This is a genomic window from Criblamydia sequanensis CRIB-18 (genome assembly GCF_000750955.1).
GTDB classification, from domain to species: Bacteria; Chlamydiota; Chlamydiia; order Chlamydiales; family Criblamydiaceae; genus Criblamydia; species Criblamydia sequanensis.
The window spans coordinates 141479-163344 of sequence record NZ_CCEJ010000003.1; the positions used below are offsets into that span (position 1 = coordinate 141479).

The 21866-nt window shown below is 38.1% G+C and carries 15 protein-coding genes and 2 tRNA genes; 8 read left to right on the forward strand and 9 right to left on the reverse strand.

Annotated features, from left to right (window positions below; translation table 11 throughout):
* Window positions 1-116 precede the first annotated feature (116 nt).
* Window positions 117-203 (reverse strand) — tRNA-Ser (locus CSEC_RS02430).
* Between the two features lie 105 nt (window positions 204-308).
* Between CSEC_RS02430 and hemH the strand changes: the two genes are divergently transcribed.
* Window positions 309-1373, forward strand: coding sequence for a ferrochelatase (hemH, locus tag CSEC_RS02435; RefSeq protein ID WP_053331704.1), 1065 nt, complete (start codon window positions 309-311; stop codon window positions 1371-1373).
* 168 nt (window positions 1374-1541) lie between these two features.
* Here the strand turns inward: hemH and CSEC_RS02440 are convergent, their stop codons facing one another.
* On the reverse strand, window positions 1542-2699 hold the full coding sequence (locus tag CSEC_RS02440; RefSeq protein WP_041016833.1) for an oxalate decarboxylase family bicupin: 1158 nt from the start codon (window positions 2697-2699) through the stop codon (window positions 1542-1544).
* A 95-nt stretch (window positions 2700-2794) separates the two neighbouring features.
* On the opposite strand from CSEC_RS02440, the gene CSEC_RS02445 reads away from it, so the two are divergent.
* Window positions 2795-4201 carry a DUF1254 domain-containing protein gene (locus CSEC_RS02445; protein WP_079977952.1) on the forward strand — a complete coding sequence of 469 codons (1407 nt, stop codon included), beginning with the start codon at window positions 2795-2797 and terminating at the stop codon, window positions 4199-4201.
* Here CSEC_RS02445 and CSEC_RS02450 read toward each other — a convergent pair.
* Window positions 4198-6132, reverse strand: a complete 1935-nt coding sequence (locus CSEC_RS02450; RefSeq protein ID WP_041016834.1) for a hypothetical protein — start codon at window positions 6130-6132, stop codon at window positions 4198-4200. The two genes, CSEC_RS02445 and CSEC_RS02450, sit on opposite strands and share 4 nt — an antisense overlap.
* Window positions 6133-6255: 123 nt before the next feature.
* Window positions 6256-6341 (reverse strand) — tRNA-Ser (locus tag CSEC_RS02455).
* A gap of 242 nt (window positions 6342-6583) precedes the next feature.
* Between CSEC_RS02455 and CSEC_RS02460 the strand changes: the two genes are divergently transcribed.
* The gene (locus CSEC_RS02460) at window positions 6584-8800 is read left to right on the forward strand and encodes a hypothetical protein (protein WP_041016835.1); all 2217 of its coding nucleotides are present in this window, start codon (window positions 6584-6586) and stop codon (window positions 8798-8800) included.
* Between the two features lie 52 nt (window positions 8801-8852).
* On the opposite strand, the gene CSEC_RS02465 is transcribed toward CSEC_RS02460, so the two are convergent.
* Window positions 8853-10382, reverse strand: coding sequence for a carboxypeptidase M32 (locus tag CSEC_RS02465; protein WP_041016836.1), 1530 nt, complete (start codon window positions 10380-10382; stop codon window positions 8853-8855).
* A 461-nt stretch (window positions 10383-10843) separates the two neighbouring features.
* Between CSEC_RS02465 and CSEC_RS02470 the strand changes: the two genes are divergently transcribed.
* Window positions 10844-11497 (forward strand): hypothetical protein, encoded by a 654-nt coding sequence (locus CSEC_RS02470; protein WP_041016837.1) that lies wholly within the window; start codon window positions 10844-10846, stop codon window positions 11495-11497.
* 10 nt (window positions 11498-11507) lie between these two features.
* Window positions 11508-12248, forward strand: a complete 741-nt coding sequence (locus tag CSEC_RS02475; protein ID WP_041016838.1) for a hypothetical protein — start codon at window positions 11508-11510, stop codon at window positions 12246-12248.
* Between the two features lie 39 nt (window positions 12249-12287).
* On the opposite strand, the gene CSEC_RS02480 is transcribed toward CSEC_RS02475, so the two are convergent.
* The 4 genes from CSEC_RS02480 to CSEC_RS02495 are packed head-to-tail and all read right to left on the reverse strand — an operon-like array spanning window position 12288 to window position 16984.
* Window positions 12288-13547, reverse strand: coding sequence for an ArsB/NhaD family transporter (locus CSEC_RS02480; RefSeq protein WP_041016839.1), 1260 nt, complete (start codon window positions 13545-13547; stop codon window positions 12288-12290).
* 9 nt (window positions 13548-13556) lie between these two features.
* The gene (gene alr / locus CSEC_RS02485) at window positions 13557-14705 is read right to left on the reverse strand and encodes an alanine racemase (RefSeq protein ID WP_053331705.1); all 1149 of its coding nucleotides are present in this window, start codon (window positions 14703-14705) and stop codon (window positions 13557-13559) included.
* Between the two features lie 52 nt (window positions 14706-14757).
* Window positions 14758-15852 carry an LptF/LptG family permease gene (locus tag CSEC_RS02490; RefSeq protein ID WP_041016840.1) on the reverse strand — a complete coding sequence of 365 codons (1095 nt, stop codon included), beginning with the start codon at window positions 15850-15852 and terminating at the stop codon, window positions 14758-14760.
* 1 nt (window position 15853) lies between these two features.
* Window positions 15854-16984, reverse strand: a complete 1131-nt coding sequence (locus tag CSEC_RS02495; protein WP_041016841.1) for an LptF/LptG family permease — start codon at window positions 16982-16984, stop codon at window positions 15854-15856.
* Window positions 16985-17058: 74 nt separating this feature from the next.
* Here CSEC_RS02495 and CSEC_RS02500 point away from each other — a divergent pair, with 74 nt between their 5' ends.
* The 3 genes from CSEC_RS02500 to ftsH all read left to right on the forward strand — a co-directional run bounded on the left by CSEC_RS02500 (window position 17059) and on the right by ftsH (window position 21672).
* Complete coding sequence (locus CSEC_RS02500; protein WP_041016842.1) at window positions 17059-17379, forward strand: DUF4339 domain-containing protein; 321 nt, start codon at window positions 17059-17061, stop codon at window positions 17377-17379.
* Window positions 17380-17383: 4 nt separating this feature from the next.
* Window positions 17384-18706: a tRNA lysidine(34) synthetase TilS gene (gene tilS, locus CSEC_RS12530; protein ID WP_053331706.1), complete on the forward strand. Its 1323-nt coding sequence runs from the start codon at window positions 17384-17386 to the stop codon at window positions 18704-18706.
* Window positions 18707-18915: 209 nt separating this feature from the next.
* Window positions 18916-21672 (forward strand): ATP-dependent zinc metalloprotease FtsH, encoded by a 2757-nt coding sequence (gene ftsH, locus CSEC_RS02510; RefSeq protein WP_053331707.1) that lies wholly within the window; start codon window positions 18916-18918, stop codon window positions 21670-21672.
* Window positions 21673-21866: the final 194 nt, after the last annotated feature.

Consider the following 21866-nt stretch of genomic DNA (forward strand, 5'->3'; position numbering starts at 1 on the left):
AAATGGAAAATGTCGATTTTGGACCATAGAAAGCGCTTCTTCTAAATTCCATTTGAGAATGAATCGTAATGCCGGCCATATTAAAAGTAAAATTGAGTGTGTATGGCTAAAGGATTCGGAAGAGGGGAGATTCGAACTCCCGTCACGGTTGCCCGTGAATCTGTTTTCGAGACAGACGCATTCGGCCACTCTGCCACTCTTCCAAGGCGAAAAGCATGCCAGAAAAATATTTTCGAAACAATGTGCTATTTTTATTTTAATAATGAAATCAATCGTCTATATTTCCTACTCACTTTAAGGAAATATGTATGTCAAAAATAGGCGTTCTTCTTGTCAATTTAGGCACCCCGGATGCACCGACAAAGCCGGCTGTAAAGCGTTATTTAAAAGAATTTTTGCTTGACCCCCGAGTCATTGATTACCCCTTTTATTTAAGACAAATACTTGTCAGATGCCTTATCATCCCAAAAAGAATCAATGAGACGACAAGCTTTTATCAGCGCATTTGGGAAAAAGAAGGCTCTCCTCTTATGATCCATTCAAAGGCTCAAAAAGAGCTTTTGCAGGAAGAGTTAGGGGAGGGGTATCAAGTTGAGCTTGCCATGCGCTACCAAAACCCTTCAATTAAAGATACTCTTGAGAAATTAAAGGGAGTTAAAGAAATGGTTGTCATTCCTCTTTTTCCACAATACGCTTCAGCTACAACCGGATCATTGCATCAAGAAATTATGAGATGTCTTAAAAGTTTCGAAACCATCCCTAAGATTCTTTTTCACTCAAGCTATCCCGAAAATGAGCTCATGGCCGAAGCGTTTGCAGAAAGAGCGAGAGCTAAAGACCTCTCAAAATATGACCATTTTCTCTTTAGCTTTCATGGCCTGCCGGTTCGTCATATTTTGAAAGCCAATAGCCAATGCATGAAGGGGGATTGCTGCGAGAGCTTAACTCCAAAAAATAAGCTTTGCTATAGAGCTGAATGCTTTGCCACCGCAAGATCTATTGTGAAAGCTCTGGGTCTTGAAAAAAATCAATATAGCCTTTGCTTTCAGTCCAGGCTTGGGAAGGAAAAATGGCTTGAGCCATATGCGATCGATCATCTTAAAAATTTAGCTAAAAGCGGAAAAAAGCGAGTGCTTGTTTTTTGTCCTTCGTTTGTCGCAGATTGTATCGAAACCATTCATGAAATAGCCGTAGAATACGCAAAAGACTTTAAAGTTTTTGGAGGAGAATCCCTTGATTTAGTGGAAAGCTTAAATGACCATCCTCTATGGATTCAAGCGCTCTCTCAAATGATTAGACCGGACTCTATGAATTTGAAAAACCATTTTGGACTTAAAAAAGAAACCAAGTCCTTCGCTCTGTCTCATCAATAAACACTTCAAGCAAAAGCGTGCTATAAGGCATCGTTATGTTTTTCACATAACTCATGAACTTTCCTCTTTTTTTTTGTGTAGCCTTAATCGTCTTTCATTAAAGACTTCTTTCGAAACTCGCTTGGGTGGCAATTTTTTTTGCTTACATAATAAACTCTTTTAATTTTTTTAAACTATTGGAGTTTTTTGTTTCGAAACTTTATTCAAAATCGATTCATCGATATGTAAATGGGCTTTTACAAGCTCAAAAGGAGTAAATTTTAGCCACTGAGCCAAAGAAACATCGGCAAAACGATCGCTTCTAAAAAGCTCTAAAAAACGAAGGGTGGTGTCGCCGATATTTTCAATATAGTGAGCCATAGGAAAGGGAACAGAGCCGACATCGCCTGCTTGAAAATTAAACGTACGGGCAATACCTTCTGAAGCAAAGACAGTCATCCTGGCTTTTCCGGAGATATAAAACTGCCACTCGTCAGCATTGGTATGCCAGTGAAGCTCTCGCATTCCGCCCGGCTCTATCTCGACAAGACCTGCTGCGATAGTTTTAGAAATTGGAAAGTTGGACGAGTCTGTAATTCGTACCGTTCCATGCTTCATCTGTAAAGGCTTTTGCGCCATCATGCGATGGGAAAAAGTAAAGGGAACAGGCCCGTTACCCGCAATTTTATCTTTATTAAGAGGAGGGGGTGCATCCGATGAAAAAATATAGAGTTCTTTTTTAGGAATGTTAGCAAAGCTTTCTTCCGGTACGCCAAAGTTTTTAGCGAGCACTTCTTTAGGCGTGTGAGCGAGCCAATCGGTTAGTAAAAATGTAGAGTCTTCAGAAAAATCCCCGTCATCAAAGGCTAAAAGAAATTCGCAGCCATCCCCTGGAAGCCCTTGAATCGAGTGAGGGATTCCGGCAGGGAAAAACCAAAGGTCGCCCTCTTCAACATCATCTTGGAAAGTACGGCCCAATTCATCAACTGCGGTTATTCGAGCTTTTCCTTTTAGCATAAAAGCCCATTCAGACTCTTTATGCCAATGCATCTCTCTAATAGCTCCGGATTTAAGACGCATATTGACCCCGGCAATTGTCGGAGAACTTGGAAGCTCGCGGATAGTGGTTTGTCTTGCCCAGCCACCCTCTTCTATACGCATATGACTATCTGAAAAAGACCATTTTAGATTCGCAAGGGTGCCTTGGTCTGTTCTTGGAGGTCTGATCACATCCGGATTTTCAAGATCGCGAGATAGGTTTGTCGGCCCTAGAATCGATGCTCCAAGCGAGCCGATAATAGGTTCCGGCTGTTCTTCAGAATTGATCTTTTGGGTTTCGTAAGTCATATAACCTTAAGGGGGTAGATTTTAGTGATAATTTAAAAAATGATCTATATATATATGAAATGTAGTGGATTGGCCATAGGAAAGCAAGAGGGGCTATGAAAAATTTTATTTATATTTTGCTTGCGTTATTACTCACCTCGCTTCTTTTTTCCTTTTGGAAAAAAGAGGATTTGGACAAAAACAAAAACTCCGAAGAGCTTGCTGAAAAAGCTTATATTTATGGTTATCCTCTTGTCCTAATGGATACGACAGAGAAGATTTTAACAGCTACCGCTGCACCTGATGGGGCGAAAGCACCTGTCAATCAGATAGTTAACATTAGAGCTTTCCCGAATCCTGAGATGCAGGATGTCGTAAGTCCAAATGCCGATACTCTCTATACCTCAGGCTGGCTTGATTTAACAAAAGAACCCATGGTTTTTTCAGTACCGGACACCTTTGACCGATACTATCTTATCCAGCTTTTGGATGCTTGGACAGATGTTTTAAGCCCGATCGGAACCACCCACACCGGAAATAAAAAGGGTAGTTTTGCAATTACCGGTCCTGAATGGAAAGGGAATCTGCCGGAAGGAGTAAAACAAATTAAATCCCCAACAAATACAGTTTGGCTTATTGGAAGAGTTTTGACAAAGGGGCCCGCGGATTATGCTGCGGTCCATAAAATCCAGGATCAATTTTCTTTAAAACCTTTAAGTTTTTATGGAAAAGATTACACACCTCCCGCTCGTGTGCCTATCGATCCTTACGTGGATGTTAAAACGCCCCCTGTTGCTCAAGTCGATAATTTAGAAGGGATCACTTTTTTTAGAAGGCTAAATGAGCTTATGGAAGGCTCGCCGCCTTCGCTAAAGGATGAAGCCTTTCTAAAACAATTGGAGGAGATTGGAATAGGCCGTGGAAAGAAATTTGACCCTAAAAACTTTTCCAAGGAGAGATTGACCGAACTTCAAAAAGGCGTTGATGAAGCGAAATTGAAAATAAAGGAAGCTTGGAAAAATCAAAGCTTTTCTAAAAAGGTAAATGGGTGGGTCATGCCAAGCACTAAAGTCGGCCAATATGGAACAGACTATTTTTTTAGAGCTGTCATCGCTTACGGCGCTCTTGGAGCCAATCTGGCAGAAGATGCTTTTTATCCGTTAACTAATGTCGATGATAAGGGGGAGCCCTTAATCGGAAAAAATGCTTATAAAATTCATTTCGAAAAAGATAAGTTACCTCCGGTTGAAGCTTTCTGGTCAATTACGCTCTATAACGACAGACAATTTTTTGTTAAAAACCCTATCAATCGCTATTCTTTGGGGGATAGAAGCGGTCTAAAGTTCAATGAAGATGGCTCGCTTGATATTTATATTCAAAATACTTCTCCGGGAAAAGAAAAAGAATCCAATTGGCTTCCCTCTCCAACCGGCTTATTTAATCTTATTTTAAGGCTCTATCAACCCAAAAAAGAGGTTTTAGAAGGAAGCTGGAAACCTCCTTCTGTGCAAAAAGTCAACTAGGAAGCCAAATTGAGCATTATTGTTTTAGGCATGAGGATTTGAACATGATCAAATCGATAATGATGTTTAACCCAAGGGTCTTCAAAATCGGAAGGGATGTTACATTGGCTGAGATCAATAATCTCAAAGGTAAGAGGCATTTTTTCCAAAAGTTTTTGCAGGCCAGCAACCGTTTTTTTATCAAGAGGTTGATTTAGGACAACTTCTATGACATTTTGAGTTTTTTTGACGAGATTTCTAAATCCCCCCATATCAATAATTTTAGAGGTGACTTCAAATACTTTGCTCGGTTGATACCAATCTCTTTTAGTAAAAGATAGTATGTGTCTACAGGCAGATTCGCCATTTAATTTGAATATAAGTGCTTGTGATGATGATACCGCAAGACGAATTTTAGTTTGCCAAAGGACCTTCATAATCCCTAATCCGGAATCCTTAGCTATTTCAGATAGCTTAATAAGCTCTTTTTCTTTAGCTCTACCATTAAAATGCAAATCAATAAAAAAAATGTTGCATTGATGTAAAAGGGTTTCATTTTTATCGCGAATGGCTATTTTCATTTGCTTTAGGGCATTTTTTTTATTTAAAGGCTCATCGAGAAGCTTTTTTTCATAAGTTTCATTTCTAAACTTTATTCTATTTTTAAGGGTCTCTTCCGAATGTAAAAGGGCTTTATCATTTTCAGACATAAGGCAATTAGAAAGATCAAGTTCTAATCGATCATTTTTTTTAAGAATCTTGCAAAGCTGATGAGCGAGAAGCGGTGTAATTGTTTGATTAAATTTTAAGGTTATTAGATTCGGATGACCTAAGATTAAATCCTTAATTTCTTTTAAGTCCTCAATTTTATCAGTTAAATTAAGCCGAAGGGAATAGTTAAGCCATTCAGGAACTTTAAAAAAAGATAAGTAGGGGAGAATTTTCCCTTTAATGGAAACAATGCTGTCACCAAAAAACTTAACCCTTAGGTTAGTTTTAGTGACGATTTCTAAAAGTTTAGAAGTTGGAAATAGGTGGGTCAGTTTAGAAACAAAGGAATCTCCTATTTTCAGCTTTTCCCACTTCTGATTTATATAAGATATAACTTTAAATGCAAGAACCTCATCTTGGTCTGCAAAAGCTAACTTAAAAAGTATTAAGATTGATTTTTTAGAAAACTGTTCTTCAAGAAGCTTATCTTTTAAAGTGAAGATTGGAATGCCTTCTTCCATCGTCTTTTCTACAAGAGAAAGTCTTAAAGGGGATGACATTGCGCAATTTGAGACGTCAATTTTGATTAAATTTTTAAAACCTCTTATTGTTTCAAACAAAAAATTTGCTGAAGTAGCGTTAAAAAAATTATCTGTTAACTTAATAATTATGGGAGGGGTATACCAACATTTTTTTGCTTTATTAAAAGAAGCAAAGTAGTGGATTGCTGTAGAGTAATTTAATCTTAAAAGAAATCCGCGGCTTTCAATAAATTCAGGGTGTGTTGGAGCGTCCCACAAAAGCAAAAGCATGCCTATATTGCTTTTAGAAGCTATCTTTTTTAATTTTGAGTGATCCTCGCATTTTAAACCTTCTGATTGCCAAATTTTTAAAAAAAAGCCGTTGCATTGAGTAAGAATCTCTGAATCTTTGCAATCAATGGCACGTTCCATAAGTTCGAAATTTTTTTTAGTTAGTGATGATTCCTTTTCTATCAAAGTTTTACTTGGTAGCGCGGAATAAAGCTCCAGCCAGAGATTGGTGAGGATTTGATCGGTTTTTGCACAACCGGATAACTCCTTTAGAATAAGTTTGCACATTTCCGGATTTTTTGGGTCTGCCAATAACCCTTGAATAATGGGGGTAATTCTGTCAGCAAGCTGAGGGCTTATATGGCGGCAATGATCGATAAATGAAACAGCTTCTTTAAAATCGCGAAAAGGGGTTTCTCTAATATCCATAAAAACTCCGAATGAAATTTGACTGCTAAGTTGATACGGCTTTTGGAGTTAATTTTGAAGCAGTGTTTTGCTCTAAGAAAAAAGGAAAATTAAGGATTGATAAAGGAATTTAGAAAAGAAATTCGGAAGAGGTAGGATTCGAACCCACGGTCCCCGGAGGGGACTTCTGTTTTCAAGACAGACGCATTCGGCCACTCTGCCACTCTTCCAAATTTAGGATGGAATCATCTTATGAAATTTTGAAGATAAACATCAAGATAAATAAATATTTTAAATTATGAGATCTGAATAGTCAACAAAATCTAATATTTTTTTCAAAAAAAATGAATTTTTAAAATTAAAATATTATTTTTACGTAAGAATATGAAAAATATGTCATAATTATAGTAGTTGCTGATTATTCAAAGACGTTTTTAGACTCATTCAAAACCAAGAAATAAAGGAAACGGTCATGGCTACAAGGTCAAAAAGCAAGCCGAAGCCTTTAACCATAGTTGAGGCCATCGAGACTCTGTCTAGTATAGCGGATATGAGTCTGGATAAAGAAATGGGAATCGCTGAGAAACAAGAACTCATTATTGGCCGAGAAAGCGTCCCCTTTAGAACCATCCACTGGCTCAATAAAGAAGACGGGGCAACCACAATCAAATTAGTCAGAGAGACCTTTAGAGTCGTTTTAGACTATCTTAAAAATTTCTACGAAGAAAAGTTTATAAATGAAAAAAACGGACCCGCTCTTGAAGGCATTAAAACGATTATGGTTTTAGTCGGTGAAGCTGCAAAAAAATTGGATCGTTTCACAAATATTTTCATGAAGTCGCAAGCCGGCAGCGTGATGCAATTGAAGGAGTTTCGCGATCTTCAACATTTTTATAAAACACGAGTCTCTCAAAAAATCGATGAAAGCGTCCTTGGCAAATGGATTTTAGGGATTGTAAAACAGCTGCCTAAAAAAGAAGGTGCAAAACTTTCTCTTAAGGGAAAGCAAATAAGAAGTTCAAAATATGCTTTTGTTGATTTGGAAAATGTAAAAAAAGACATCGACTATGAACTATTTTATATTCGAAAAGAAGATGGGACAAGGTTTATTAGCCCAAGACTCATTCGAAATATGAAGCTTGTCTCTGATTTTGGAGAAACCTTTTGGGATAACAAAGGGGAAGATCCTTTAAGGTATCTTTCATTATGGCAGGATCGCTTGGCAAAAGCTCACGCAGAAGCTATTATCCACTCATTAAAAGGAAAGGTCGGGAAATTCTTTAAAGAAATTTCAAAAATGCGCACCAAGCCTTTAATTAATGAGCTAAGTTCTGCACTCATGGCTTTGATTTTGGCCTCCAAAGAGTCCAACCTTATTACCCATAATCCTATAAAAAGCTGCCAAGGGTATTTTATAGACTTTCAGGAGTACTTATCAAGCGCTTTGTGTTCTAGGGAATACCAGACGCAAAATCTTTATCCGGTTGAAGACTCCTCTTCTTTTGAATTGATTTCTGAAATATGCCAAGCATTAACTAAAGCATTTTTTATTGAAAATAGAGCAGTGATTGAACTTGGGGCCGTAATTGAAGGCTTGCTTCATGCCGCTCTTTTAGAAAAAAATCATCAAAAAGATTTAATGGAAAAAAAGACTATTGGAAAAGAGTTGAAAGATAATTATGAGGCTTTAAAAAAGATCCTGTTTAGACACCCCGGGGGACCTTTAACTCAAATGCTTACAAGTTTTGAAGAAGGTGAATTAACAAAGTATGAACCCCTCAAGCAGAAGAATTGGCCAACCCAGCTTTTTTCACTCATTTATAGAGATAAGAACCTAAGCTGTCTAAGACTTCCTCCGCCTATCTGCCAAGAATATATTCATAAAGCTAGTATCTTAGATGAATTTACCAATTTCATCGTCTCTTGCAATCAAGAAGCCGATGAAAGAAAGCATTTGTATATTAACTTGCAAGATAGGACCTCTTGGAAGGAGTTTGCAAGGGCAGCTGCCCTTGAAAATTTTCAAAATGATCCAAAAGTGAGAGAGGTCATTTCGGTTTTAACTCTTCCTATTGATACTGACTTCTATCATCAAAATGAAGAACAGGAAGAAATACGAAAAGCTCCGCTTTTTATTTCACACTTTCTTGAACTCCTAAAAGATGAAAGCGCCGGATTTTTTATTCCTGAAGAATTACGAAAAGACCTAAATCAAAAGTTTTTTAAACAACTTTTAGAAGCGGTTCATCGAATATTCTTTCATGGTAAAAATATTTTAACCAAAGATGAAAGGATCATTTTTATCGACCTCGCCTATCTATTAATAGAACTTAAAGCTATAGATATCCTACAACCGGATTCTTTCAACTTATCTTGCAAAGATGCTTTGGATGGGGGAATGGCGGCTTCTTCCTTACTATTTCTTTTTATGAAACTATTAAGCCATAATGAGCTTTCATCTCTTGATCTTGAATGTCTCCATTTTATGGTTTTTGGACCGCAGCTTCTTATTCGCGAAAGAGTGATGCTTCAGGATCGATTTTCAAGGTTTATTGGGACAGTTCATTGGCTTGAGGAAACTAAAAATGACTTCGGCAAGGATAACTTCTGTCTTATCATCAAAGAAGCTTTTGGACCTTTATTCCCAAATGGTTCCTTGGAGTTAAAACCACTTCCCCTACAGGAATAAATTGATAAAGCCTTTATAAAAAAAGCGGCTTTTGCAAGCCGCTTTTTTAATGCTATAATCCGTAGATCTCTTTGTATTTCTTTTGTAAATAATCCACATAAGCTTTTTCTGTAAAAGGCTTGCCTGTGGATTCTTTTAATAACTCAAGGCTTTCAAACTGTCTTCCGTATCGGTAAACCTTGGCTTTAAGCCATTCTTTAAGAAAAGCTATTTGACCTTTTTCCAATTTCTTTTCCAAATTAGGCTGCTCTTTTTCAAGTGTCTCAAATAACTGAGCTGCGTACATATTTCCAAGCGCATAGGTTGGAAAATACCCAAAAGCTCCCATAGACCAATGGACGTCTTGCAAACAGCCTTCCTGATCATTTTTTGGAGTGATCCCAAAATACTCTTTCATTTTTTTATTCCAAGCCTTAGGCAAGTCTTTAACTTTGAGTTTACCCTCAATTAAGTCTTTTTCCAGCTCGAAACGTAAAATGACATGCAAAGGGTAGGTCACTTCATCAGCTTCAACTCGTATAAAGGAAGGCTCGACTTTATTGATGGCCTTATAAAAAAGATCGAGATCGATCTTTTCCAAACCTTTTGGAAAAGCTTTTTTTAGAAGAGGAAAGTAGTGTTTCCAAAAAGCTTTGTTTTTTCCGATACGCGTCTCCCAAAAGCGGGATTGGCTCTCGTGAATGCCTAAAGAAACCGCTTGTCCAAGAGGGGAGCCATATTCTTTTGGATCAAGGCCCATTTCATAAAGGGCATGACCGCCTTCATGAAGAATAACACTGATATTGCTCATTAAACTCGTTGGATGAATACGTGTTGTAATGCGGCTATCTGTTGGGTGGGAGGAAGAAGAAAAGGGGTGGGATGAAAAATCTAATCGGCCATAAGCTTTATCATAACCCATATCGTCAAGAAGGGTTTGGCTGAAGGAAACTTGCTTTGAATCAGGGAATTTTCCATGAAGGAAATCATCTTTAACTTGTTTTTTCGATTTTATCTTGTTAAGAAGGGCGATGATGGGATCTTTTATTTTTTTAAAAAGAGAATCCACATCCTCAGTTGTCATCCCGGGTTCGTATTCGTCTAAAAGGGCGTCATAGGGATGGCTTCCTTTTTTACTTAAGTGACGGGATTTTTGCTTTACAAGATCTATAATTTTTTCAAGGTAGGGGGCAAATAATTTAAAGTTGTTATCTTTTTTAGCATTTCGCCATACCACTTGTGCTTCAGAAGTGATCTTGGCAAAATTTTTAACAAATTCCTCAGGAAGGGCTACGTCTCTTAAATAGTCTTTCCTCCAGCACTTTAAAGCAGACTCCTGTTCTTTAGATAATCCCTTAGCAATAATTTTTCCATTTTTAATATCAATGAGGTTGCTTAGAGCTTCTTTAAAGTCGGGAGAGGTTTTGGATTTGTGAATTAAACCGGCCATGGTTTTTAGCTGTTCACCCCGAATAGCGGATGCGCCCTCCGGCATCATAGTTTCCTGATCCCATCCCAAAATGTTGGAAATGCCTTCTAAAATTTTTGCTTCGTAGGATTTTTCGAATAATTTTCTGTAATTTTCTTGGTCACGTTTCGCCATAATAATACTCCTAGAAAAAAAACAACTTATGCAAAAAATGAAATTTCATAAAGGAAAAAACGAAAAGTTTATTAAATGCTAGCAACTTATGATTCAAAGAACCTTTCGCTAAAAATTCTATTTTTTTATTTTTTTTGCAAATTTAGCTCTTAGGTTATACTCTCGGTTGTCTTTTTAAAAGGTATTGACATCCATTATCTCTAAAAATAATATTAATCTCTTCAAAATTATTATTTTGAAAATGTGTGAACCCCTTTTTTTGTAACTTCTTGTTGTTGTGAACATGGAAAGTCAATCCGATTGGGATACAATGAAGTAGGCTTGCGAGGTTCTTGAAGTGCTTGGATTGGCTTATGAAAAAAAGTTGATCGCTTCTTTTTATGTTTTTGACTAAGCAAAAAAGCGGCAAGACGTAAGGAACCAAGTGACAATTATTTAATTTTTTTAAGGAAACTATTTATATGAGCCAACCTTTGCCCTCGATTAATGTCAACAGGTCTCTTAGTCGTAGAAATGCCGAGCTTTCTTCTTGGAAGTCAGAATTTAAACAAAATTATCAAGCTTATGCTGAAAACTTGGCCGCAAGTTTTGCAAGCCATGTTTTGAAAGAGTTTGGCGAAGCCCTAAGCGATCCCTATAAACCTCCGATAGATGCCAATAATCGATTTTCAAGAATCCTTAAAGACAATTGGTTTTCAAAACGAAATAGTTTCCATCCGGAAAAAAGCGGCTTGGCTCCTTTTAACGAATGGGAAGAAAACTATCTCCGCGATGGCATAAATGCCAGGTACTTTGAAAAACGTCTCGCTAGGGTTATTGATGTGGCTAAAAATCATCTAGAAAAAATATTTAAAGAATATATAGCCCACCCTCAGCATGCAAGCATCCGATTTAAAATAGCTAAGCTTGATCCGCCGAATAAAACTTCATTAAGCATTCAGCTATGGGTCAACAATGATTTTACCTTCTCAAAAATAGATTCAAGGGAAGCTAGAAGAATCCAGAATGCCCTTCTTTTAACTTTCACGCTATTCGCGCTTTATATTTTGATTTTTAAAATGGAATTTTTAAGCTCTTCATTTTTAGATAGGAATTTTCCGAGAATATACAGTTAAGGAGTAACTTATGAGTTCAATAGGAACCTTATTAGATATAAAAAAGGCGTCTACACAAAGAGAAGCATTACAAGCTTCATGGGATGCCGACTTTGAGGAAAATTGCAATAAGTTTTCGGATACATTAGCTTCTAACATAGCTCAAAGATTGTTCAAACAATTTGGACAAGAAATAAGCGATCCTTACAAAATGAAAATTGGCGTCGAGAATAAATTTAGAAAGAAAGTCGATTTTGATATCTTGAATGATAAAAAAAGTTTAGAAACTTTGATTGGACTCGTAAAAGAAGTTAAAGAATTTCCTCCTTTTAGAGAATGGCTATCAACCTTTTCAGAAAAGACTTCAAGCAGCAATTTGGATATTAGATATTTCGAAGCCAAAATGGCAAAAGTCACAAAAACTGTCAGCGAAAAGCTCCAGGAAATACTTATCGAGTATACCTCAGTTCCCGAGAATCGAAACCTTCAATTTAAGGTAAGCTATGAAACTTCGGAAACCTCGGGATTTTTAAAGGCCTCTTCTTTTGCAAAAAATAACATTTTTTTGGATTTATGGCTTGAAACACCAGCTGTTCCTGTAGAATCAAAGCCTTCTTCCGGCCTAATTGAAAAATATAAAATCAGCCGATTTTGCTCCACTAACTTAAAAAAAACTATGATTGCTGTGGTGTTAGTAGCCTTTTTGATGGAGTTAATTTACCTTAGGTTTAATAGCCCACTGACTTTTGAAGGCAGAATGCGACTCGTCTAAATCTTCTTTTAATAAGCGTTCAAGGGAGGCTTTTTAATCTTATGCCCAGATAAGCCAGAGAGTGATGGCAGCCGGGATAACGGCGCTCAGGGTAAAGATGAGGCCGATCTTGCAATAAGAAAAGAAGCTAATCCTATGCCCGTTCTTTTCAAGAAAGCTTACCGCTACGATGTTTGCTGAAGCGCCGATCGGTGTAATGTTTCCGCCAAGGCAAGTTCCGATTAAAAGCGCAAAAGTCAAAAGAGGAAGCGGAAGGTTTAAGCCGGCAGAAACGTTTTGCACAACAGGAATCATGGCAATAAGGTAAGGGACGTTGTCAACAACCGCAGAAATAAGAAGAGATAGAAAAATAACCGCTGTGAAAACTAAAAAAAGATTATCCGGAAGATTTGTTACAGCCCAATTAGATAGGGCATCCATCCAACCCTCTTGTCTCACAGCACCCACAAGGATAAAAAGTCCCATTAAGAAGAGGGTTGTGTTCCAATCAAGATCTCGAATTAAGTTTGTTGTTTTTTCCCATGCAGGCCCAAAGTAATGCCAAATAAGCCCAATTAGGGCAAGGATCATGGCTGTTATGCCGGCAAGCCAGGAGGATTCAGGATCAAGATTTGAGCCAAAAGCTAAAATTCCAATTAAGAATAAAAGTAAAATGGAAGGAACCCAAGATTTTACGACTTCAATAGAGAGAAGCGTAATAGGTTCAGTTTCATGATAGAATAAAAAAAAGGCAAAAAGAAGAGCGAAAAAAGCTCCAACCTGAACCATAAAAAAAATGCTTGGCTTTCCCATATAGAAAAAAAAGTCGCCAAAGTTCATCTTCATATAGGAGCCTAAAATCATGCTCGGTGGATCTCCGATGAGAGTAGCTGTCCCTTGCAGATTAGAAAACATGGCGAGCAAAATTAAAGGTTTAATTGGCGAAATAGAGAGTTTCTCGCAAAGCGCTAAAATTACGGGTGCAATTAAAAGAACCACTGCGACATTTTCAACAAACATTGAAATAATGCTCGTTAAAATAAAAACCAGGATAAGAGCCATCCTCACATTTTTAGAATGATCCACAAGCCACTCAGCAAAAACTGCCGGCACTCTCGATAGTCTAAACAATTCAGCTAAAACAAGGGTCCCGACAAAAAGGCCCATCACATTCCAATGAACTTCGAAAAAAGCTTGTTTTAAGCTAAGTTCGTTTAGAAGAATCAAAAGAAAGGAACCTGCAAGGGCAATCTTGGTTTTATGATTTTCAAAGAAAACAAACCCAAGGTAACACATGCAAAATAAGAGAAGAGAGCCCATAAAAACCTTTTAGTAAAAATGTCTGGCTATACGAGGTCCAAGCCTTGCGAAAAGTTCGTGGATAATCACATCGCCAAAGCTTGCGAAAGTTTCTACATCGAGAGACCCCCATTCATCTTCACCGAAGAATAACACCGGATCCCCGATTTGAATGTTCGGGATTTCTGTCACATCCGCCATCATAAAATCCATGCAGATTTTGCCGACAAGAGGGGCTTTATAACCTCTTATCAACACAAACCCTTTGCCGCTGAAATTGCGTCCTATCCCATCATGGTAGCCAAGAGGGATGACCGCGATTTTTTCCCCTTCCTGCTTAACAAAGTAATCCCTGTTGTAGCTGACGGATTCTCCAAGCGAGCAATTGTGGATATCGATGACTTGAGAGGTTAAAGAAAGGGCCGGCTTTAAAGGAAGCACTCCTTTGCAATCAGGAGTGTTATAGCAGCCAAATAACGCAAGGCCGATTCTTGCCATATTAAAGCATGGCGCTTTAAATCTTAAAAAAGCGGAAGAATTAGCTCCATGGCACCATTTAGGTTCTATGCCCGCCTCTTTCATCTCAAAAAGCAAAGTTTCAATCTTACGGATTTGGCTGTAGGTAAAAGGGTCGTGTTTCGGATCATCGGCCGAGGTAAAGTGTGTCATGAGACCCTCTAGCTCAAGGTGTTCTGATCTTGCTATTCTTTTAGCATATATAAGAGCTTCTTTGCTTTTACACCCCAAGCGATTCATGCCGGTATTGACATGGATATGGATTTTAGCTTTCCTTTTCAATTTTTTAGCTTCTTTCTCAAGACTATCAATAAGCGCTTCTTGGCATAGGCCGACTTCGAGGTCATATTCTAAAAGGGAGGGGGCATCCTTTGGATCTGCATGAATGACAAAAATGTCTTGGGTAACCCCGCATTCCCGTAAGAAAATGGCTTCAGAGGAGAAAGCTACACCGAAGATATCAATACCTAATTTGGCAAGCTCTAAAGAGAGTCGTACACTATCTGTGCCATAGCCATTCGCCTTTACAATAGCCATAAGCCTTAACCCTTGTGCTTTTTTTCTTAAGAGGGCCAAATTTTGAGCGATCGTATTTAAATTAATTTTTAGCTCAGCTTGAGCTCTAAGGTTTAGTTTGATGGGCGGAAGAAGATTTACAGTCATTATTTTTATTCTTAATTTCAGTTGAAATAGGATCTTTATCAAAAAGAAAAGGCTATCTCAATTTGTAATAGCGGAAAAGAATAAATGAAAGAAAAAAACTAAAAGGTATTCCAAGGGCGAGCTCCGGCTCTAAGACTTGCTTTTTGGCAAGGACGGATGCGGCTTCTAAAAAAAGGTACATAAAGAAGAAGGTAAAGAGGGCGCCGGCATAGATTCGGTAAAGAGCTTTCCCCCTGGAAAAAAAAATGAGGGAAGGAAGAGCCCCTAAAATAACGAGAAGAGTAAGCCAAGGCAAAAAAAGCTTGAGAAGCAAAACTGTCTGAAGCTGGCATTCTTTTTCTTTGCACTCTGAAAAAAACGGAGGCGTTTTCTTTAATAATTCACTTAATGAAAATTCTTCAGGCTTCATAATTGTTTGAGTGAGCCTTTCCTTTTCAAGATAAAGATCAAGGATCGCAAGTTCATCAAAGGACTCAAACACTGAAAATCTTCCTTTCTCATCTCTTTTTATAACCTCAACTTCCTTGGCAAGAGGAGGCGATTGAAAGGGGTAAAGGTATTTAATGCGGTAATACTCATCGAAGGATTTTAACCATACGACATCAAAAAAACGCTGAGAGTTTTCCTCATAATGCGTGTATAGGAGTCTTTCGTCTCCTCCATCTAAAGGGATCGTTTGGATATGAGTTTGGCTTTTTCTTTTTTTTCCTTCTTTTTTCTTAAAATGGATCATGCGGTTGATATAACGATTCGCTTTTGGAACGATATACTCTTCGTTAGCTATGGTTAAAAGACTTAAAAGTAAACCCATGATAACAAAAGGCCTAAGCACTCTTTTTAATCGCATGCCTGAGGTGAGAAGAGCTGTGAGCTCGCCATGGGAGCTTAATTCGGAAACCACTTTTATAGTGGCCACAAGGGCTGAAAAGGGAACTAAGATTTTAACTTCTAAGGAAAATTCATAAAAGTAATACCAGAAAATTTCAAGCACATCAAAACGCATGCCATGTTGATGGTGCATGGCAGTTCTAGAAGAAAAGTCAATCACCATGAAAAGAAAGAAAACGGCGCTTAAAATAAAAAAAAAGGTCTTGCAAAACTCTTTAAAAAAATAACGCTCAAAGATGCGGAGCGGTAGAACGGTCATTTTAAGAAACCCCTCTTTCAAGTTTAAAGATCATCAAAAGGGAGGCTAAAATCATTAATGTTTCAGGCACAAAATAGAGGATTAACGAGAGGTTGAAATTGTGGTCTAATCCCTTAGCTACAAAATAGCCAACAAGGAAGAGGGCTGTTAAAAAAATCATTAAAAAAAATGACTTATAGGATCGAACTCTTCCAACAGAAATACCAAAAGTAGCTCCTAAAAGAGTTAAAGCAAAAGGGCTTAAGCCAACTGAGATACGTCTTGCAATTTCACTTTTGCATTTGTTTTCGGCTTTTTTAAGCTCTTTTGATTCGGGTAAATTTTGGCTTATTTTCCTTTTTTCGATGAGAAGTTTAGATAGGAGAAGAGGCAGCTTAAGATGATCATTGCCGGTTATTGCAAGATCTCTTCCTAAAATTGCCGAAAAGGCATCTTTCGGGACCATATAATGATCGGCATTCTCGAGAATAAAAGAGGCTTCATTTTTACCCTTATCTTTTAAGGGAAGTAAAAATGAAACGGCATTTCCAGTGAGCGAGTTTTCTTTAATCTTTAAAGACTCGGCAAAAAAAAGGGCCATCCGTCCGCTTCTTTTATCGTTATGCGCAATGAGCGCTTTTTCTGCGGCTTCTCCCATTTTTGCGGTGCCGAAGGTTTCAAAATAAAATCCCTTCAAATCTGCTAAGTGTTTGTGGTTTAAAAGCAAAAGGGGGTTAACTGTACGAATTTCATTTTTTATTTTAGCTGCGCTATGATGTGATTTTGTCGCAAACTCAGACACTATCCAAAAATTTCCGATGGAGATGAAGCCTGCCGTTAAAAGAATCGGAAAGAGGATGCGGCTTAAGGAAAAGCCGGAGCTTCTCAGAGCTGTGATTTCATGAGCTTCAGAGAGCTTAAAGAGTAAAGAAGCGGAGGCAATAAGGCTGCCTACTGCCACAGCAATCGGAAGCATATAGGGGATTTGTAACGCTATAAATTTTAAGATTATAAAAGAGTTTGGCCCCATGGCGGCAAAATGGGCAATTTCATTTAATCGCAAAGTCAATAGCAGGGCTACAAAAATCCCAAGTGAAAGAAAAAGAACTTTTAGGTATTGCCCAATTAACGAGCGCCAAATAATAGGAAACATAATTTTAAGAATAAATCTCTAATAAATGAAATATAACAGCCCTCTCATAAATTTTCTATGGAAACAAAAGTAATATGTTAAACGATCGAATCTGGTATTTGTTCATAGATGATAGGGAAGAAGGTCCTTATTCTAAAGCCGAGCTTAAGTTTGATAGAAGAATCACACCGTCCACCTTAGCAAGAAAAGAGGGGAGCCTTTCCTGGCTTCCTATTAGTTTTTATAAAGAGCTGGAAGATCTCTTCGAAAAGGAAAGAGAGGAAAGCGATTCCTTAAGCGAGAATATGCAATCGGAATTAGCGATGCCTTTAGAGACGGGTCCCCCCCTTCTTTTTTTTATTGTTTTAGTCCTTATTTCATTGTTATACTTCTACCTTTTAGTTAATCGAGAATAACCTCATGCAAGAAACCCTGGAAAGGGAGCTCTATCGATTTATAAAGCAGCATCTAAGTTCTAATAAAATAGCATTGCTTGGATTGTCGGGGGGGCCGGATTCCTTTTCCCTTTATCAACTGCTTTTAAAATTAAAAATTCCCTTTGCCGTAGCGCACATCGACCATGGCTGGAGAAAAGAAAGTAAAGAAGAGCTTCTTCTGCTAGAAAAAATGGCGAAGAAGGATAATCTCTCTTTTTTCTCTAAAACGCTTGTCTACCCTGACAAAGTTAAAAACCTTGAAGCCTTTTGCAGAGCGGCTAGGATACAATTTTTCAAAAGCCTTGTTGAAACCCATCAGATGGATGGGGTTTTTTTAGCCCATCATGCCGATGATCTTGCCGAAACCGTCTTAAAAAGGGTTTCTGAAGGTTACGCTCTGCCTTTTCTTGGCGGGATGAAACCGGTATCTGTCATGAAAGGAATCAAGATCCTCAGGCCTCTTTTATTCACTCCTAAACAGATGTTATTAGATTGGCTAAGTAAACAGAGCGTTTCTTTTAAACCTTTCTTAGATTCCACAAACTTGGATGAGCATTATTTAAGACCGAAAATGAGAGAGAAAATTATCCCTTTTCTTGAAAAAGAATTCGGGAAGAAAATTAAAAATTCTCTTGTAAGAATGGGAAAAGAATCTGCCGAGCTTACCCGGTATTTGGATAGCAAAGTTGAAGCCTCATTTGCCGGCCTTAAAAAAAATGCTTGGGGGTCTTATCTAGATTTTGATTCTTTTAGACTTGAAGACTATGAGAGACGCTATTTATTAAAAAAAATATTGATTACACAAAATTTTGGCCTTTCAGACAAACAATTTGAATCCGTTTTGGATCACTTAAATAATTTTTCAGCCAACAAGCAATTTTTAAAAGATAAAAAAAGAGTCTATGTTGATCGAGGCCATCTTTTTCTTTTTGAAAAGGAAGTCCTTCCTTTTGAAGGGGAATGGATGCTTAAAGAAGGGGTTAATGAATTCGGGGACTTGCAAATTGAAGTTTCAAAAATTAAAAATTTCGTTATTGAGAAAAAAGGATGGGAGTCTCTTTTTAAAGACGGGCTTTTAATTACGTTGCCTTCTTTAGATTATAGATTGGGAAAAGTTACCCCTAAAATGGATTATGGAGAGCATAAAACATTGGATAAATTTTGGAATGAAAAGAAAGTTCCGGCTTTTTTTAGGGATAAATTACCGGGCCTTTTTTCATCTCGAAAGTTAGAAAAAGAGTTGCTTGTTCCGACTAACATAAAAGAAGATGAGAAGCTCTATTTAATTAAAATAACGCCCAAATAAAGCGGAATAACCGTTATATTTTTTTTTAAATATTAGAGAGAGTCCAGAAGAGGATGAAGGTTGATACCGAATAAGTTATTATGATACAATGGGAAAAAATAATGATTTTTCACCCAGAATCAATCTATTAAGCTTAACTTAAGCAATTTAAGTACAAATCCTAGCTCAAGGCTGAGCCTAAGCACAAAAATGGTGGTTTTCCAAATATTATGAGCAATGATGGTAAACAAGATTTCAAAAAAGGCCTTTCCAATAGTTTTATTTGGTTTTTGATGGCCGCCTTTTTTCTCGCATTTATGGTCCAAAGTTTTATCGATACTAAAATTGCGAAGGTTTCATTCAGCTATCAGTTGGAACACCTAATCAATTTACAGTTAATCCAACCTGAAGACAGCAGAAAAATTGCGCTGAATGATAATTTAGTTACTTTTAGCGGAAAATTTAGAGATAGAAGAACAGACGAGGGGAAAAAACGATTTAAGTTCTTGGAACTCCTCAATGAAAATCATCAATTAAAACAAGAGCTTGCTCAAGCAAGCGACGATTTAAAATCCTTGAGATCAAAAGTGATCGATTCCGCTCAGTGGTATTTGCAACTGACGGGAGTTGCTATTCCGTCTCAAGGTTTTATTGTTATTGATGACTTTTATTCGACTTCTGAAGATGACTATAGTGTTGTCATTAGAAGCGTTTCTTCAAAAAAAGGAGAGAGCTTAAAGGATCTTAAGCAACGCTTTGATTCTTTTGGAGATTCTCCAAGCTACCAAGAAGCCAATGATTTCGGCAATGACATCATCACTTTAGTTAGAAATTTTAGATCTCCTTTGCTTGGCATCGGCAATCAGGGAATGAAGCTGCAGCTAAAGAAAATCGAAGATGACGTCGAGAAAATAATTGGTTCAAAAGCGACCCCTCAAGAAAAGATGGAAAGTTATCATCAGATGCTGGCTCTTCTTAAAAATCTTACTGATAAGTTAAACACTGTTGAAGACCACGTTCGCTTGTCGAATTTAAGAAGTATTAGAAGCTATAAAGAAGAAATTGATATTTATTCACAGCTGGTTTCAAGACTTGAAGACAATCAAATCCAGCTTGAAAAAGCGGCTCAATCTGTGGCTCAAGTCATATGGTTTTATAATAATCAGGAGCTTTCCACTAAGGCTTTAGAAAAACAAGACCCTGAAGTCTTTAGCCACTGGTTTACTAACGCTAAAGAAGAATGGAACAGTTTTGATCAAAATGCAGGCGGCTTCTTTAAAGCGCCTGACCAGCCTTTAAATCTTGTTCTGGAAAAAAGGTTTAAAAGCCAGGAGCCTGCCCCTAATTATTTTAACTACCTTTTCACCATCCTGCCCTTCCTTCTTGTGGTATTTATCCTATACTTCATTTTTTCAAGACAAATGAAGGGAATGAATACGAATGCTTTAAACTTTGGAAAATCACCTGCAAGGCTGATGACTAAAGACCAGAATAAGATTACTTTTAAAGATGTGGCGGGCCTTGAAGAGGAAGTAGAAGAGCTCCAAGAAATTGTAGACTTTCTTAAAAATCCTAAAAAATTTACAGCTCTTGGCGGACGCATTCCAAAGGGGGTTTTACTTGTTGGGCCGCCCGGAACCGGTAAAACTTTAATAGGAAAAGCAGTCGCCGGCGAAGCGAACCGCCCTTTCTTTTCTATATCGGGTTCTGACTTTGTTGAAATGTTTGTCGGAGTCGGTGCTAGCCGTATCCGTGATATGTTTGACCAAGCGAAGAAAAATGCCCCCTGCATTATCTTTATCGATGAAATTGATGCGGTCGGCCGTCATCGAGGAGCCGGTATCGGCGGCGGGCACGATGAAAGAGAGCAAACCTTAAACCAGCTTCTTGTAGAAATGGATGGATTCGACACCAATGAAGGCGTCATCCTCATGGCTGCAACTAATAGACCGGACGTTCTGGATAAAGCTCTTTTGCGCCCCGGTCGATTTGATAGACGCATTATCGTGAACTTGCCTGATGTAAAAGGGCGTTTTGAGATCCTTAAAGTCCACGCAAAAAGAATCAAGCTTGATCCCTCTGTTGATTTAATGAAGATAGCAAGAGCGACGCCCGGCTGTTCAGGAGCAGACCTTGCCAACATTCTTAATGAAGCGGCTTTACTTGCGGCAAGAAAAAATAGAACGGCAGTCACAGCTGAAGATACAGCCGAAGCTCGCGATAAAGTTTTATACGGAAAAGAAAGAAGAAGCCTTGAGCTTGATGAAAATGAGAAATTGACAACCGCCTACCATGAAGCGGGTCATGCGATTGTTAGCTTGCATGTTGAGCATGCCGATCCTGTTGATAAAGTCACTATAATTCCACGAGGCATGTCGCTTGGAGCGACCATGTTTTTGCCTAAAAAGAATAGGGTGAGTTACTGGAGAAAAGAGCTTGTTGATAGATTAGCTGTATTAATGGGTGGAAGAGCCGCTGAGGATGTTTTTGTCAATGACTTCTCGTCAGGCGCAAAACAAGACATCGAGCAGGCCACTTCCCTTGCCCACAATATGATCTGCCAGTGGGGAATGAGTGATAAAATGGGGGCTGTTTTCTATGGGGAAAGCAGCGACACCGGCTATTACGGCATCGGCGGTCATTATGAAAAGCACTATTCCGAAGAGACGGCAAAAAAGATCGATGATGAGATGAAAACCATCCTTCACGAGGCTTACGAAAGAGCAAAATCTTTGGTTATTAAGTATAAAGAACAGATTGAGCTAATGACTTCGATGCTCATCAAATACGAAACGCTTTCAGCCGAAGATGTTCTTGAGATTGCCAATGACAGCTTTGATGAGAATAAGGCGATCCAGAGACGAAAAGAAGCGGATGAAGCGCATAAAAAGAAAATGCCAACACCGCCTCCACTTCCTCAAGATGAGGGTCCATCGAAAATAAATCGAGAGCCTCCTCAGCAACTATCGCCTGATGCGACTATGTAGGAAGGAAGTTCAAGAAATGAAAAAGCCGAAGGTTAAACCCTTCGGCTTTTTTTTTACGGGTAAAAACCCGGAAAAGAAGCTTTAACTGCAGGTGCAGCCGTTTCGCCTAAGGAAGTTTGGCCATGCGGGGTAACTCTTAAATGAAAAAGCCGAAGGTTATCTTTGATAACTTTCGGCTTTTTAGATAAGCTCTT

Coding starts and splice junctions, on each gene's coding strand:
- CSEC_RS02490 (WP_041016840.1), bottom strand. CDS start 15,852: ATGACCGTTCTACCGCTCCGCATCTTTGAGCGTTATTTTTTTAAAGAG.
- CSEC_RS02460 (WP_041016835.1), top strand. CDS start 6,584: ATGGCTACAAGGTCAAAAAGCAAGCCGAAGCCTTTAACCATAGTTGAG.
- CSEC_RS02440 (WP_041016833.1), bottom strand. CDS start 2,699: ATGACTTACGAAACCCAAAAGATCAATTCTGAAGAACAGCCGGAACCT.
- CSEC_RS02445 (WP_079977952.1), top strand. CDS start 2,795: ATGAAAAATTTTATTTATATTTTGCTTGCGTTATTACTCACCTCGCTT.
- CSEC_RS02500 (WP_041016842.1), top strand. CDS start 17,059: ATGTTAAACGATCGAATCTGGTATTTGTTCATAGATGATAGGGAAGAA.
- ftsH (WP_053331707.1), top strand. CDS start 18,916: ATGAGCAATGATGGTAAACAAGATTTCAAAAAAGGCCTTTCCAATAGT.
- hemH (WP_053331704.1), top strand. CDS start 309: ATGTCAAAAATAGGCGTTCTTCTTGTCAATTTAGGCACCCCGGATGCA.
- CSEC_RS02450 (WP_041016834.1), bottom strand. CDS start 6,132: ATGGATATTAGAGAAACCCCTTTTCGCGATTTTAAAGAAGCTGTTTCA.
- CSEC_RS02465 (WP_041016836.1), bottom strand. CDS start 10,382: ATGGCGAAACGTGACCAAGAAAATTACAGAAAATTATTCGAAAAATCC.
- CSEC_RS02480 (WP_041016839.1), bottom strand. CDS start 13,547: ATGGGCTCTCTTCTCTTATTTTGCATGTGTTACCTTGGGTTTGTTTTC.
- alr (WP_053331705.1), bottom strand. CDS start 14,705: ATGACTGTAAATCTTCTTCCGCCCATCAAACTAAACCTTAGAGCTCAA.
- CSEC_RS02495 (WP_041016841.1), bottom strand. CDS start 16,984: ATGTTTCCTATTATTTGGCGCTCGTTAATTGGGCAATACCTAAAAGTT.
- tilS (WP_053331706.1), top strand. CDS start 17,384: ATGCAAGAAACCCTGGAAAGGGAGCTCTATCGATTTATAAAGCAGCAT.
- CSEC_RS02475 (WP_041016838.1), top strand. CDS start 11,508: ATGAGTTCAATAGGAACCTTATTAGATATAAAAAAGGCGTCTACACAA.
- CSEC_RS02470 (WP_041016837.1), top strand. CDS start 10,844: ATGAGCCAACCTTTGCCCTCGATTAATGTCAACAGGTCTCTTAGTCGT.